The organism is Acinetobacter sp. FY683, from assembly GCF_059515885.1.
Genome location: NZ_JCAKNA010000004.1, coordinates 101,786 through 116,689, shown reverse-complemented (window position 1 = coordinate 116,689; position 14,904 = coordinate 101,786). Strand labels below are relative to the sequence as shown.

General features: G+C 34.6%; 12 protein-coding genes and 1 tRNA gene. 4 read left to right on the top strand and 9 right to left on the bottom strand.

What is annotated here, in order from left to right:
• Positions 1–29 precede the first annotated feature (29 nt).
• Positions 30–980, top strand: coding sequence for an NAD(P)-dependent oxidoreductase (locus AC5YDH_RS03430; protein ID WP_496116893.1), 951 nt, complete (start codon positions 30–32; stop codon positions 978–980).
• Between the two features lie 144 nt (positions 981–1,124).
• Here AC5YDH_RS03430 and AC5YDH_RS03425 read toward each other — a convergent pair.
• The 8 genes from AC5YDH_RS03425 to efp form a co-directional block, all read right to left on the bottom strand.
• A tRNA-Val gene (locus AC5YDH_RS03425) sits at positions 1,125–1,201 on the bottom strand.
• Positions 1,200–3,230 carry a transglutaminase TgpA family protein gene (locus AC5YDH_RS03420; protein ID WP_496116892.1) on the bottom strand — a complete coding sequence of 677 codons (2,031 nt, stop codon included), beginning with the start codon at positions 3,228–3,230 and terminating at the stop codon, positions 1,200–1,202. Before AC5YDH_RS03420 ends, AC5YDH_RS03425 begins: the two co-directional genes overlap by 2 nt.
• A 4-nt stretch (positions 3,231–3,234) precedes the next feature.
• Positions 3,235–4,140, bottom strand: coding sequence for a DUF58 domain-containing protein (locus AC5YDH_RS03415; protein WP_496116941.1), 906 nt, complete (start codon positions 4,138–4,140; stop codon positions 3,235–3,237).
• 8 nt (positions 4,141–4,148) lie between these two features.
• Positions 4,149–5,105 carry an AAA family ATPase gene (locus AC5YDH_RS03410; protein WP_496116891.1) on the bottom strand — a complete coding sequence of 319 codons (957 nt, stop codon included), beginning with the start codon at positions 5,103–5,105 and terminating at the stop codon, positions 4,149–4,151.
• A 100-nt stretch (positions 5,106–5,205) separates the two neighbouring features.
• A complete protein-coding gene (locus AC5YDH_RS03405) occupies positions 5,206–5,913 on the bottom strand; it encodes a hypothetical protein (RefSeq protein WP_496116890.1) in 708 nt (235 codons plus the stop codon).
• Between the two features lie 102 nt (positions 5,914–6,015).
• Entirely contained in the window at positions 6,016–6,318 is a 303-nt protein-coding gene (locus tag AC5YDH_RS03400) for a YbdD/YjiX family protein (RefSeq protein ID WP_154773214.1), read from the bottom strand.
• A gap of 12 nt (positions 6,319–6,330) precedes the next feature.
• Complete coding sequence (locus AC5YDH_RS03395) at positions 6,331–8,433, bottom strand: carbon starvation CstA family protein (RefSeq protein WP_496116889.1); 2,103 nt, start codon at positions 8,431–8,433, stop codon at positions 6,331–6,333.
• A gap of 172 nt (positions 8,434–8,605) precedes the next feature.
• Positions 8,606–9,175, bottom strand: a complete 570-nt coding sequence (gene efp / locus AC5YDH_RS03390; protein WP_496116888.1) for an elongation factor P — start codon at positions 9,173–9,175, stop codon at positions 8,606–8,608.
• Between the two features lie 344 nt (positions 9,176–9,519).
• Between efp and epmB the strand changes: the two genes are divergently transcribed.
• Genes epmB through AC5YDH_RS03375 form a run of 3 tightly spaced genes read left to right on the top strand, consistent with a single transcriptional unit; the run spans position 9,520 to position 14,446 of the window.
• Entirely contained in the window at positions 9,520–10,536 is a 1,017-nt protein-coding gene (gene epmB, locus AC5YDH_RS03385) for an EF-P beta-lysylation protein EpmB (RefSeq protein ID WP_496116887.1), read from the top strand.
• A 14-nt stretch (positions 10,537–10,550) separates the two neighbouring features.
• The gene (locus tag AC5YDH_RS03380; RefSeq protein ID WP_496116886.1) at positions 10,551–12,296 is read left to right on the top strand and encodes a cyclic-di-GMP receptor FimW-related protein; all 1,746 of its coding nucleotides are present in this window, start codon (positions 10,551–10,553) and stop codon (positions 12,294–12,296) included.
• Positions 12,278–14,446, top strand: a complete 2,169-nt coding sequence (locus tag AC5YDH_RS03375) for an EAL domain-containing protein (RefSeq protein WP_496116885.1) — start codon at positions 12,278–12,280, stop codon at positions 14,444–14,446. The genes AC5YDH_RS03380 and AC5YDH_RS03375 overlap by 19 nt, the downstream gene beginning before the upstream one ends.
• A gap of 177 nt (positions 14,447–14,623) precedes the next feature.
• On the opposite strand, the gene rpmE is transcribed toward AC5YDH_RS03375, so the two are convergent.
• Entirely contained in the window at positions 14,624–14,851 is a 228-nt protein-coding gene (gene rpmE / locus AC5YDH_RS03370; RefSeq protein ID WP_496116884.1) for a 50S ribosomal protein L31, read from the bottom strand.
• Positions 14,852–14,904 lie beyond the last annotated feature (53 nt).

Below are 14,904 nucleotides of genomic sequence, written 5' to 3'. Positions count from 1 at the left end.
TCTAACACCTATAAAAGAACATTGAATCTATGAGTACTTTAAAAATTAGCTGCGTTGAAAAAGGTGTTTTACTCAATCAAGCTTTTCAATTTGATTTTCCAGTTGAATATACCGAATATGAACAACTCAGCCAGCAAGAATTTTATGATCTGGTCCACGGTCAAGATGTTTTAATCATTAGCGACTTAAAAGTTGATCAACAAGTTTTAGATAACAATCCAAACCTTAAATTATTGGCTTTATGTTCTACAGGCTATGATCATGTAGATATCGCTTTGCTTAAATATCATAATGTTAAAGTTTGCAATATTCGTGGTTATGCTGGCGATGCTGTTGCAGAACATGCTTTTATTTTAATGATGAATCTCATTAAAAATTTTGGCGCACAAATTCAAGCTGTAACCGATGGCACATGGACAAACAGCCCCGTTTCATTCCACCTCGCAGCACCTATTCGTGAGCTAAAAAATAAAACACTCGTCATTTTAGGTAAAGGTGAAATTGGTCAGTCCTTAGCAGATAAAGCACAAGCTTTTGGAATGAAGGTCATTTTCTGCGAACGCAAAAACAATACAACTTGTCGTGATGGTTATGTTCCATTTGAGGATGCCATTCAACAAGCAGATGTTCTGTCACTTCACTGTGAACTCAACAATGAAACATACCATATTATTGACAGTAAAGTTCTTTCTAAAATGAAGAAAAATAGCATATTAGTGAATGTTGGACGTGGTGGTTTAGTTCATAACCAAGATGTAGCGAATGCTCTTAAGATTGGTCATCTTGTAGGTTTTGGCGCAGATGTATTAGATCAAGAACCACCTGCTCAAGATCACCCATTATTAAATATAAACCATCCAAATGTTATGATTACAGCGCATATTGCTTGGGCAACAGATGAAGCCCAAGACCGTTTGTTTTCTATTTTAGAAAGTAACATCAACCAAAATATTTTAGGCCATGATCAAAACTTAGTTTAAGTTTTCTTTGATATAAGCATTAAAAAAGGGCGAGTTTTACTTGCCCTTTTCTATTTATAGAAGCTATTGGGTGTAAATTTAAAATACAGTATAAATGCTATAATTTAATTGAAGATATATATTAATTTTTTATAGTAAAAATCTTGGTAGGTATATCCAGACTCGAACTGGAGACCTCTACGATGTCAACGTAGCGCTCTAACCAACTGAGCTATACACCTAAGGCTTATCGATATTATTAATTTTCGATTCTGAAAACAAGTAGTATCTATGTTCCCTAATTACAACCGTACAATTATCAATCAAAAAAAGCAGGTATGAAATATCAGCCTTTTCACACCTATTGTGATACTTATATTGTTCATAAGCTGATGTACATTGCTGAAAAACAGCAGCCTGATCTAAGGGCAATGAAACAGATATACGTTTCAACCATATTGATATAGGTTCTGATAATTCTTTTTGCAACTCTACAGGAAGTTTTTGTGACATTTTTTTAAATGCCCATACAATCTTATCTCGTCTTTTATATTTAATTAGCTGAAGTGAAGCAAAATAGCTTCCCACGATCATCATTATCCCAAATATTAAAAACAATACAGCCGAATATGAACTTTGTAATCCAATTCGATTAAACCAATTTTTTTGAGCTTCGACATCATATCCCACAATTTTACTCTGCCATTGATAACCTAAATAATCGCTCCAAACACGCAGATTATTCACCAAATTAAATTGCTGATATTTCCACTGATTTTGATTACCTAAAACCCTTTGATCACTAGCAAGCATATTCTGCATACCACTATCAATACGTTCAGGAGCAATCATCGCAGTGGGATCAAATCGATGCCATTTTCCATCAATGTAAGCTTCAGCCCATGCATGAGCATCTAGTTGTCTAACTTCCCAAGTCTCTCCATCAGGTGAAAGTTGCCCTCCTTGATATCCAACAACGATACGTGCAGGAATTCCAACATAGCGCATTAACATGACAAAACTTGATGCATAATGCTCACAAAATCCTTGTCTTGATTGAAATAAAAACTCATCTACGCGATTTTCACCTAAAACACCAGGACTCAAGGTATAAACAAAGCCATTCGATTTGTACCAATTCAAAATATTTTCAATATAGCTCGCTGAATTTTCACCACTTTTCACATATAAATCTTGAGCAAATTGTTGTGCTTTTATATCGGTTACAGGAACTTTTAAATTCGTCGATTTCACCCATTCTGGAATATTTTGATCAATACCATCAACAGTACCATCTCCTATCCATTGCATAGAGATTGGAATAATTCGTGCATTAGGTCTATTTGAGATAACACTCCAATCCGCTCTTAAAACATAATTGTTTTGCTGAGGAATAGATTTTTCAAGTACTGTTATCCATTTTCCCCGTGCATCAGCAGGTAAATATTGATAATCCAACTGCCCTTTTATTTGTTGATATTTCTCATTTTGAATAGGTTGCTGATTAATAAAATTACTTGTCCATGTCCTCCCATCATATTGGTCTAAAACTAATGCTCGCCAATACAATTCTGAGCGTTCAGGCAACCGCGTTATATCCCCCACAATACGAAAAGCCAACTCAGATGATTGCGATAACTTAGCAATATCACCTGGTGACATAGTATCGCTTAATCCTGTTACACCTGAATCATCAGGTATTGGTATATGCCAAAGCGGTGGTAAACGCGGGAAAAACAAGAAAAGTAATACAAAAAATGGTATAGCAAATACAACCAATTTACCTACATGTTTAACATCCTGTAATAAATATGCTTTATGTTCATGTGTAGGTAAAAAATCGATACTTTGTAAACGATACAATCCTGTTAAACAACTTAAAAAGCACATGAAAACTAGCGCTGCCATCCATGCAGCTTGGCTGTAAAGAAAACAGCTTGCGCTCACAAATAATGCAAAATTAAATAAAACAATAATGTCGCGTTTCGCTTTTGTTTCTAACGATTTAGCAAAGAGGAATGTAGACAGTACAGCAACACCAGCTTCAACGCCTAAAAACGTTTTAAATGATAAAAAAATACTGAGCAATGCACTTAAAACAAATAAAAATGTAATGACTTTAGATGTACGTTTATTCTTTCTCGCATTAAAATAAAATATAAGAATAACAATAAAAAATAGAATACTTATGGCTACAGGTAAAAAAATAGCTTGCGTCACTAAGATTAAACTCAGTGTCAAAACAATCGAATTACGAATAGATTCATGCATTGTTTTAAGCCTGTGCTAATAATAGTTTTGCATTCAAAAGATGTTGTTCTCCAGATCCTTTTTCAAGTTGAGCTCTAGGTAATGACATACTATATGCACAATTTGCTTGCTCACATTGTTCAATTAGCCCCATCATTAAACTCAGCTTATTTTCATGTGAATTTGCAGGCATATTTTCATACACAATATTCATGCTGTGCTGATCTTCATGCTGTTCAAATACTTTAATATAAAGTCCCTGACCTCGTGCAGCTTGTTTCCATGACACTGCATGCAAAGAATCTCCTTTTTGAAAATCACGAAGCTCTCGAAACTCATCTACATCCAACTCTAATGAACGCTGCAATTGTTTACTTTCACTCTGGTAATGTTCAGGTTTTGGTGCAATCCAAATAAAATTTTCTGGATATAAATATGTCCAAGCCCGAACCAACCCAAAAGGATACACCGACATTATTTTAATTTTAGGTAAGTAGAATTCCCCTCGAGCATCCGTATACAAGCTCAAAATTACTTTATCTTTTAATTGATTTAGCAATATCTTTTTTTCATATCCATCGCTTTCAATCCACAAATAACGATGATGCTTTTCCTGTTGATGCAGATATATCGTGACCTCTACATTTTGTCCTACCTGTCCAATTTCACTGGTCGCGATTTCAACTTCTAGCCCATGTAATTGCTTAAATGTCAGATAAAAACTAATACAGAGCACAGCACTAATTAAAAAACAAAAACCCAAAATCAAGTTGTTTGCATAATTAATACCTGCAACAAATGTGATAAAAATTAGCACCAAATATAGATATCCATGTTGGTACATAAAGACCAAAATATCTTTTTGCGAGAGCTTTTTTGAGTTATCAAAACGAAATCGTTTATTTTCCCAATTCTGCCAAAAACTATTCAGCATTGCGCTTAACTCACTGCAACCTTATGCATAATACTTAAGGTTTCTGCCTCTGATAAACCAATACGATGTGCTGTTACAGCAACAAAAATTGCTTGAATATCTTCTGCTGTAACGTATGTTCTTTTTTCGATAAATGCATAAGCTTGTGCAGCTCGTTTTAAAGCAATTACGCCTCGAGTAGATAAGCCATGTCTTCCCTTACGAGTTTCTTCTACCAAGTCAAGCATATAGTCCAAGGCTGATTCAGCGACATGTACTTCTTTCACACTGTTCTGGATATTTAAAATTTCATTTTCACTAAATACTTCCTTTAATGTTGAAATTAAACTTTGTCGTGAGTTTTGTTGAAGCAGTTGCTTTTCAGCTTGTCTTGATGGATAGCCCATTGATAAACGCATTAAAAATCGGTCAAGTTGAGATTCAGGTAAAGCATACGTACCACTTTGGAATAATGGATTTTGTGTCGCCATAACCCAAAATGGTCGAGGTAACTCATAACGTACCCCATCAATTGTGACATTGCTTTCTTCCATTGCTTCCAATAATGCACTTTGTGTTTTAGGGCTACAACGATTGATTTCATCTGCTAGTAAAATTTGAGTGAAAATTGGGCCTTGTTTAAACTCAAACTGATGTTCTTTTTGATTAAACATATTCACACCAATAACATCACTTGCAAGCATGTCATTGGTAAATTGAATACGCTGAAACTCCATTCCCGCAAGTTTTGCCAAAGCACTTGAAAGTGTAGTTTTACCTAGCCCAGGTAAGTCTTCAAAAAGAACATGACCTCCTGCCAACAAACAGCAGAGTGAAAGCTTTGTTTGTTGATTTTTATCTAAAATAATGGTGTTGAGTTGTTCTAAGAATAAATCAATTTTATCTGCATACTGTGTAATGACAATGTCAGCACTAAGTTCTGATATATCGTTTTGCTTAAATTTATTCATTCCCCAAATCACCCATTTTCCCCAAAATAAAAGCTAATGAATGATTAACATACACGGTTTTCGATTTTTTCTAAAGAATTCAAAGCTCTTTGTATCATTAAATTTAAGATAGTTATGCGACTTTTCCCTCTATTTCTATCGTTTCAGACTTATCTTCAGTTTCATCTGTAAGTTGTGCTTCTAACTCACAAAATATTTTAGTGAACTCAGGCTTTAAAGATTGGATTAAAACAAAAAAGGCGGGAATTGATAATGCTATAAAAATAAAGATAGCATTCATATAATATTGAGTATCGAAAGCATTTTGAACTTTAAAAAAGATTCCTAGCGCAGCTAATATCATCGGTATCACCCCTATAAAAATAAGGACAAAATAAAAAACATCACCAGCATAAGTATTCAACTTTATACGCCAATTAGGCATAACCAAATTAGGCACAATCACTCCATTTTCTATTTTAATTTCATCTTTAATTCGATGATAAATTCGAATTGCTCTTGTGATATGTTTCCGGCTTAAAATATATTGCGCCATTTCCTTTGAACAATATGGACAACCAATTAGGGCTTTTATCTGAGCCTCTTCACATAAGCGCTCATAATTTATTTTTAACTCAGAACTGAGAAAGTTTTTCTCGTGAAATGTGTATGTTTCCTCAAATTTCTGCATCAATCTCTTTTTATTTAAATCTTTTACATCAAAAAATATTTGCAATAAATCTTTAACTTTAAAAATTAAGAACCCACAAATCGCAAAAACAACAATACTAGATGATGGATTGGCAATGATCACTTTTATTAATTCTACAAATTCACTCATTTTATGTACTTATATGTTTTCCTCTATCATCATTATTCAAATATTACATTCAAAATCAAATAAAAAAGCGCTCTTATGAGCGCTTTTTTATTCACCAAAATATCAACAAGGACATTTTTTCATGTCACCACCTGCGGTTGGATAACGAGCATCCACACAGTAACGATAAAATGTTTTTGCATCCATTGCTTCTAAATCAGGATGATGTTTTGCCATATGTTCCAAATAATTTTGGTAATCAGGCACACCAACCATTAAGCGAAAGCTTTGTTGTAAACGCTGCCAAAGTGTCGCAATTCTAGACCAATTCTTAGGATTAAGAATCAGCTCTTTTTGCGACATAATGGTCATCTTAATGATTTTATAAATCACCGTTTTACCACTTTTAGCAAATTTAAGGTTCATACGAAATCCTCATTAATGTGCAGATTTTGATGGCTCAATTTCAGCAGGATCAACGTAAATTGCTTCCGCTTCATTTACTGTTGGTGTTGGTGAAGCTAAAGCACGACGAATCACCTTAATAGCAGCAAACAACATGACAAATGCAACAATCATAAAGAATGCACATAACGCTGCATTAATTTGATTTGATAATACAATTGTTTGCATTTCCCCAATTGTTTTAGCAGGTTTTAAAATTTCACCACGCGCAATTGCATCTGAAAAACGGTTCGCTTGTGCCAAGAAACCAATTTTTGGATTTTCGTGGAAAATCTTTTGCCAACCCGCTGTCATTGATGTGATGAATAAGAAAATTGTTGGAACAATTGTCACCCAAACATACTTTTCTTTCTTCATTTTAAACAGAATAACTGTACCCAAAATAAGTGCCATTGCAGCAAGAATTTGGTTACCAATACCAAATAACGGCCATAAGCTATTAATACCGCCTAATGGGTCTACTACGCCTTGATACACAAAGAAACCCCAACCTGATACGGCTACCGCTGTACCAATAAGGTTACCCACAAAATTCTTAGAGTTTTTAACCGCAGGAACAACAATACCAACGGTATCTTGAACCATAAAACGACAAGCACGTGTGCCCGCATCAACTGCTGTTAAAATAAATAATGCTTCGAATAAAATTGCAAAGTGATACCAGAATGCCATCATTTCACGACTGTTAAAAATATCAGTAATGATGTGAGCCATACCAATAGCAAATGTTGGTGCACCACCTGTACGCGATAAAATTGAGTTCTCACCCACTTCTTGTGCAAGTAATGTTAGAGCTTCAGGAGTTACGACAAAACCTAAATTACGAACAGCTTCAGCTGCTGACTCTACAGATGTACCAATAACTGCTGCTGGAGAGTTAATTGCAAAGTATACGCCTGGATCTAAAATTGTTGCACAAACCATTGCCATGATTGCAACAAAAGACTCCATCAACATACCGCCATAACCGATCATACGAATATCAGTTTCTTTGTTGACAAGTTTTGGCGTTGTGCCCGATGAAACAAGTGCGTGGAAACCTGAAATAGCACCACAAGCAATAGTAATAAATAAGAATGGGAACATTGAACCTGCAAACACAGGACCTGTACCATCAACAAATTGAGTGATTGCTGGCATTTTCATTTCTGGCATTGCAAAAAGAATACCGATAGCCAAACCTGCAATTACACCAATTTTTAGGAATGTAGATAGATAATCACGTGGTGCTAAAAGCAACCAAACTGGTAAAACTGATGCAACAAAACCATATCCGATTAAGCACCAAGTTAATTCAGTACCAGTTAATGTGAATAATGGACCCCAATATGGATGTTGAGCAATATTTTCACCATAGATAATACCTGCCATCATTAGTACAAAACCAATAATTGACACTTCTGCAATTTTCCCTGGACGGATAAATCGCATGTAAATACCCATGAACAATGCAATTGGAATAGTTGCTGCAATACTGAATACACCCCAAGGGCTATTTGTTAATGCTTTAACAACAACCAATGCCAATACAGCAAGAATGATGATCATCACACCAAGCGCGCCGAGCATTACAATTACACCAGCAAATGAACCAAGCTCTTGCTTCGCCATTTCACCTAAAGAACGCCCATCTCTACGTGTAGAAATGAAAAGAACTAAGAAATCTTGTACAGCACCTGCAAGAACAACACCCACTAAAAGCCAAATGGTGCCTGGTAAATAACCCATTTGTGCTGCAAGGATTGGACCTACAAGCGGACCAGCACCTGCAATTGCAGCAAAGTGATGTCCAAACAATACGCTTTTATTTGTTGGAACATAATCTAAGCCATCTGCTAAACGATGAGCTGGCGTTAAACGACGTTCATTAAGTTCAAAAACTTTATTTGCAATAAATAAACTATAAAAACGGTATGCAATGCTATAAACACAAATAGCTGCCAGAATAAGCCAAACCGCATTTACATGCTCACCACGACTTACCGCCAATATTCCAAATGATACTGCGCCTAATATGGCAACAAGCAGCCATATTATTTTCGAAGTTGTTGTCAACTTAGGTTGTACAGATTCCATGTAAATCCCTCATAAATGTATGTACTTAATCAGCTTATTTATTCTTGTTGGAGTACCGCTGTTTCTTCCTAAACAATTTTACTCCTCATATCCTTCTTTTAATCTAAGACTTTGGCATAAAAAAAGGGATGATTTTCATCATCCCTTTCGATAATAGTCTAATTGTAGACCATTATGCACGCTCTAAATAATCACCCGTACGAGTGTCTACACGAACGCTTTCTTCTTGCTGTACAAATAATGGAACACGTACAACAGCGCCTGTTTCAAGCTTAGCTGGCTTACCGCCACCGCCTGAAGTATCGCCACGAACGCCTGGATCTGTTTCAACAATTTTTAATACAACAAAGTTAGGTGCTGTAACGTTCAAAGGAACGCCATTGAACAACATGATTGTGCATTTTTCGTTAGAATCGTCTTTTAACCATTTCGCAGCATCGCTCATCGCTGTTTTATCAGCAGCAATCTGTTCAAAAGTTACAGGATCCATGAAGTTCCACATTTCACCATCGTTGTACAAGTATTCCATTTCTACTTCTACGATGTCTGCAGCTTCTAAGCTTTCACCAGATTTGAAAGTTTTTTCTAAAACTTTACCACTGCGAAGGTTACGCAATTTAACACGGTTAAATGCTTGACCTTTACCAGGCTTAACATATTCATTTTCCATGATTGAACATGGGTTACCATCAAGCATGACCTTAAGGCCTGACTTGAAATCATTCGTAGAATAATAGGCCATGACTGGCACTCCAAACTTACTAACTTTAATCTTTAGTGCCACGGGCTGTACAAATCATTTAGCAAGCTAATTCGCACATTTATGCCACGCGCACATTAATGTAATATGACGTATTCTAAATGACCAATACACTTTGTCGCAATGAAAAATTCCTGAATAACGAACTTAAGCTGATTAACTTATACACATACATTAATTTCTCTGGTTTATAGCACTCTCATAAAGATGTAAAATTCATCAAAATTGAATATCAATTTCAGATAATTTTATCTCTCACTCCACTTGAATTTTGAATCAGCCCATTCGTTTGTATTTAAAATTAATTAATATTTTTAAGCATCAACATGACAAATTATTTGTATCAAGAGCAAAATTGGCAATCTCAAATGAGTGATCTTATTACTCATCCTCAAGAGCTGTTAGATCAACTCGAATTATCAACTGAACAATTATTGTCTGGTGCGCTTTTGGCATCTGAAGAATTCAAACTACGTGTGCCTCGTGCTTTTGCTGAAAAAATAGAGAAAGGAAATCCCCTTGATCCTTTATTACTACAAATATTACCTCATCACTTAGAACTTGAGGATCATGGTGGTTTTGTAACTGATCCATTAGGTGAAGAAGATGCCAATCAACAACCAGGTGTTTTACATAAATATAAATCACGGTTTTTACTTACACTTACTGGTGCTTGTGCGGTTCATTGCCGATATTGCTTTAGACGTCATTTTCCATATCAAGAAAATTTACCTAAAAATGATGACTGGATAAATATAAAAAACTATATTGAATCGAAACCTGACATTAATGAAGTTATTTTAAGTGGTGGTGATCCGCTCACAATTTCAAATCGAAAATTGCAATTATGGATTGATCGACTAGAATCAATTGATCAATTAAAGTACTTGAGAATTCACTCACGTGTTCCCGTTGTTATTCCAAGTAGAATTGATAATGAACTTATTTCTATCTTAAAAAACAGTAGGCTACACATAATTCTAGTGATACACTCAAATCATGCTCTAGAATTAGATGACTATACATGTTCAAAATTAAGTGGACTTGTAGAGAATAAAATTACGCTTTTAAATCAAGCTGTTTTGTTAAAAGGGGTAAATGATTCAGCTGACATTTTAGCAAACTTAAGTTATAAATTATTTGATATTGGGGTAATGCCGTACTATTTACATGTATTAGATAAAGTGAAAGGCGCACATCATTTCGATTTAGCCCCCGATGTCATTAATCACATTTATACAGACTTACTTGCAACATTGCCTGGCTATTTGGTACCTAAACTTGTTAGAGAAATTGCTGGAGAAAAGAATAAAACTCCACTATTTGGAACTGCAACTTTTTGAGTTAGATAAGAACTATGGATATAAAGTCGAACGATATCTTTCAAACGACCTACGAATTAACATTGGATCAACTTAGTTTTTGCCAAAATTCTGTAAAAAGCATTCAACAATGGTCGGGACAATTAGAAATTCATCATTTGGGAGATTCGGCACGTGCTTTATTTAATGCACTTGTAGAAATATCTAAACTTAACTGTAGTGAAACACTTCGCTTTGATTTAACTCAAGCGATTCACCCTCTTATCGATAATATTTTAAACAGTCTAGAGAAACATTTCTTTAATCAATCTCTTATTTCAGATAGCCGTAATAAACAAATTATTGAATTGGCTTTATCTTTAAGAATTCATTTATCTAAAGTTTATATAGATATTGCTCAGCGCAGTAATCATCAATTAGAAAGTCAAAATTTTTCTTTATTTTCTTTTAAACTGAAAAAGAACTTACAGACTGCTCGAATTGTTGCAACCTATTACGCATTGCAACAACTTGCTCTATTATTTTACCAACAACAAATGCTGTACAACACAGCCCTCCCTGGTCAATGGCTTATCACGCATACGCTTTTAGCAACAGCAATGAAGCACAATTACAATTTGACCAACATTAACCAAATATTAGGTACAAAACATCAAATTAAAAATATTAATCAAGCTTATGCTCAATTAATTGTGCTTAATATTTTTAATACCCATCAAATTCGTCCAGCTGAAATTCAGGGCTTGTTTTTATGTAGCTATGAATGGGTAAAGTTCATTCAAATTTTACCTAAAGAATCTACGCTATCTCGCTATATTGTCGATTCAACTAAAGATCATGCTCCTATTTTCAATACCCTACAAAACTCAGATTGCAGTGTAAATATCTATATTTCAACCCAAGCATTACTTGAATATTTGAATGAAAATCAGGGGCGAAAAAATGAAAAAATGTCTTCTAATGAGAAGCTATTTTTAACACCTGCTCTACATTTTCATCTGCATAATATTTTAACAAATACAGCAGAAAGACGTCATGAACGGTATGAATATAATGCACGTATTAAAATATGTTTTGGCTTAAGTGCTGCTCATTTTTACCTATCTAAAGCCAAAAATTTCAATGAAACATTGGCACTAGGCCCTAATTACCAAATTAAAGGTGCAAGTGTATTTGAAGACCCAAATGATCATTCAATTTCACTAAATGACAAAACAGTTAAAACAACAGATCGAGAAGCAAAAAAAATCTTTCAAGTCGATGTTCTTGATATTAGTGTCAATGGTTATCGTATTAAATGGTCTGGAGAAACACCCAAAAATTTAAAAACTGGTGAATTCATTCTAGTCCAAGAAAACTCACGTAGCCCATGGCGTGGTGGCGTTATTCGTTGGATTAAACAATCTTCCGAACAAAGTTTAGAACTTGGCTTAGAAATCCTTGCTCAAGACATTGCACCATGTGCATGTTTCTTACAAGTCGATCGGAATACAGGACATTACCACCCTGCTCTTATTATGCAAAACACACAATTAGATGAAACATCCACTACTCTCATTTTGCCAGGAATTGGATTATTAAAAGACAAGCAATCTATTCAACTTCGTTTAGGCTCAGATGAGTTAAAAGTATTTTTAATTAAGCCGTTATTAATTACTCAAAGTTTCATGCGTTTTGACTTTGAGTTGCTTAATGAACAGCACAAGCCAATTTTGGATACATTTATCCAGCAACAATTGAATGAAGTAAAACATCATGATTTATGGGAAACATTAAAGTGAGAAATCCATTATTTTCTAAAAAACATAAACGTTCGGAAGCACGCTTACTCATTATCGATGATAATCAAATTAGATTTAATCAAATTTGTAATCAACTGAAAGAAAATAACTTTAATGTTGTTGCCACGCTTTTAGATGATGTTAAAAGCTTCGAAAAACAATTAAATTTAAAATGGGATGTTGTTATTTTTGGTCGTGCTTATGACTTAAAAGTAGATCAAGCCATTGCATTAATTCGTTCATCATCACAACCGGGATTACCTCTTTTATTACTTAACCCCGATGATTACGAATATGAACAATACACGAGTTATATCCATAAAGGTTTATACGATGTTCTTAATATCGATCATCCTGAGCGTTTTTATTATGGTGTAATTCGCACGCTTGCATTTAGTCGCTTGCAACAACATCAAGAAAACTTAATGGAAGAGTTAGAAACAGCTCAAACTCAAGCACAATCTTTAGTTGAAGACAGCAATAAAGCACTTGCTCTTGTACAAGAAGGTATTCACATTCAAGCGAATCCTGAGTATTTAGACTTATTTGGCTTTAAATCTGAAGATGAAATTATTGGTTTACCTTTACTTGATTTACTTCAGCCTAAAAATGTTGCGGAATTAAAAACGCGTATAAAAAAAGCAACTCAAGGTCAACTAGAAGCAGGTTCATTTAGCCTAGAATCTTTAAATAGCAATATATCAAGTAAAAACCCTCTCAATGTAGAGTTTCTAAAAGCAACAGAAGAAGATGCTATTCAAATTACAATCGATATTGAAACAACATCTTCTTCACTTGCAACAACTATTGAAACACAGCCACAAAATACACATATTTTCCAACAAATCAATCGTGTATTGCAAAAGCAGCCAGCTACTGCAAATGCCCTAGTCATTTTTTCTTTGGCTTCATGCCCAGAACAAATTTTTCAGTTAGATTGGTTTACATCTAAAGCCTATTTCCAAAATATTCGTAATTTTTTAAAAGAACAAACCCAAGTTCCTTTATTCAAAGTCGATACCCTTGTCTATATCGGTCTATTTCAAGCAGATTCACAAGCTGTTTTAGACTCAAAACTATCTGCTTTGAGCTCACTCTCAAAGCCTCAACTTATTGAAGTTAATGGTTCATCTTATCCATTAAACTTACGTATGGGCTTTAGCATATTAGAAAATAGTATTAAAGATGAACAAGCTTTTGATCATCACATTGCTCAAGCATTTAATACTGAGCTTCCAGTACCATGCAAACAATCAACCGTAGATTTTGCTTTAGACACAGACTTCGCACCAAATATTGAAATTCCTACAACCAAAGTAGAAAGTCCTGTCATTGCACTTACCCCAACTCCTGCAATTACTCAACCAAATGAATCCGTATTCATTGCCCCGCAACTTGACAGTACGCTTGGTCGACTTACAGAATGCCTAAACAAAGGTGAAATTCATCTTAAATATCAACAACTATATGACAAAGAAGATACAAGTCTTTATACCTACGAGGTTACAAGTAGTTTTATTGATGGAACAACTTGGAAAAACTGTAATGATATTTTAGAGCTTTCAGAAGACCCTGAATTATCTATTAAACTTGACCGTTGGATTTTAGTAGAAGCGTGTAAACAGCTACATAATTTTATTACTCAATATCCGAGTGCTAAACTCATTATCAACTTAAACAAACATATTTTACTTCAAGACAACGCATTCCCAGAGTTTGTATCAAAACTAATTACTATTGTTGGTAGCCCAGTTGAACACCCTCTTATTCTTCAATTTGCGGAAGAAGATGTACATCAATATATTGATGAAGTGAAGAAAAAGTATGCCCTATTACGCTCGCACGGCGCACAAATTGCAATCCGTAATTTTGGTCGCTCAATGTATAGTGAAACGCTTCTAAAACAACTTGATGTTGAGTGTTTATCATTACATTCAGATTTAACACACATGCTAGCCAATGAAACAACCATGCAAGAATTCAATGAAAAGCTATTAACTTTCCAAGAAATTCGTCCAGCACAAATGCTATTACGTGAATTAAACGATATGAACTTATTTGCAAATGCCTGGAATGTTGAAGCTCGTTTTATTCAAGGTGATTATTTCCAGAAAAAATTAGACCAACTTGTTGATGTACAAGACTCGTAAAGTTTTTGTACATGCTTCTTTATTTAAACCTTTGTCATTTTTGAAATATAAAATACAAAGGTTTTAAATATTGCTGATTTTTTATTTTCAATCCAATATGAATAGTTAAATCTTATTTTTATTCTTTCTTTTAGACACAAAAAAACGGGCTTAAAGCCCGTTTTTTTCGCTTCAGTATTAACCACGTTTGATAGAACGTGACATACCAGAGAAACGTTGTTTGAACTTGTCGATACGACCGCCAGTGTCAACATTCTTCTGTTTACCAGTATAGAATGGGTGACAAGCTGAACATACGTCTAGGTAAACAGTTTCTTTACCAATCGCAGAACGAGTTTCAATTACGTTACCACATGAACAAGTAGCAACTAATTTTTCATATTTTGGGTGAATATCGGCGCGCATCGTCGATTCTCCTAAGATTAAAGAAGGTTTTGCTGTCATCGCAATTGATCACT

What these genes read in the sequence shown, in the direction of transcription:
- AC5YDH_RS03400 (WP_154773214.1), bottom strand. Translation starts at nt 6,318, where the DNA reads ATGAACCTTAAATTTGCTAAAAGTGGTAAAACGGTGATTTATAAAATC.
- AC5YDH_RS03375 (WP_496116885.1), top strand. Translation starts at nt 12,278, where the DNA reads ATGGGAAACATTAAAGTGAGAAATCCATTATTTTCTAAAAAACATAAA.
- rpmE (WP_496116884.1), bottom strand. Translation starts at nt 14,851, where the DNA reads ATGCGCGCCGATATTCACCCAAAATATGAAAAATTAGTTGCTACTTGT.
- AC5YDH_RS03430 (WP_496116893.1), top strand. Translation starts at nt 30, where the DNA reads ATGAGTACTTTAAAAATTAGCTGCGTTGAAAAAGGTGTTTTACTCAAT.
- AC5YDH_RS03405 (WP_496116890.1), bottom strand. Translation starts at nt 5,913, where the DNA reads ATGAGTGAATTTGTAGAATTAATAAAAGTGATCATTGCCAATCCATCA.
- efp (WP_496116888.1), bottom strand. Translation starts at nt 9,175, where the DNA reads ATGGCCTATTATTCTACGAATGATTTCAAGTCAGGCCTTAAGGTCATG.
- epmB (WP_496116887.1), top strand. Translation starts at nt 9,520, where the DNA reads ATGACAAATTATTTGTATCAAGAGCAAAATTGGCAATCTCAAATGAGT.
- AC5YDH_RS03395 (WP_496116889.1), bottom strand. Translation starts at nt 8,433, where the DNA reads ATGGAATCTGTACAACCTAAGTTGACAACAACTTCGAAAATAATATGG.
- AC5YDH_RS03380 (WP_496116886.1), top strand. Translation starts at nt 10,551, where the DNA reads ATGGATATAAAGTCGAACGATATCTTTCAAACGACCTACGAATTAACA.
- AC5YDH_RS03420 (WP_496116892.1), bottom strand. Translation starts at nt 3,230, where the DNA reads ATGCATGAATCTATTCGTAATTCGATTGTTTTGACACTGAGTTTAATC.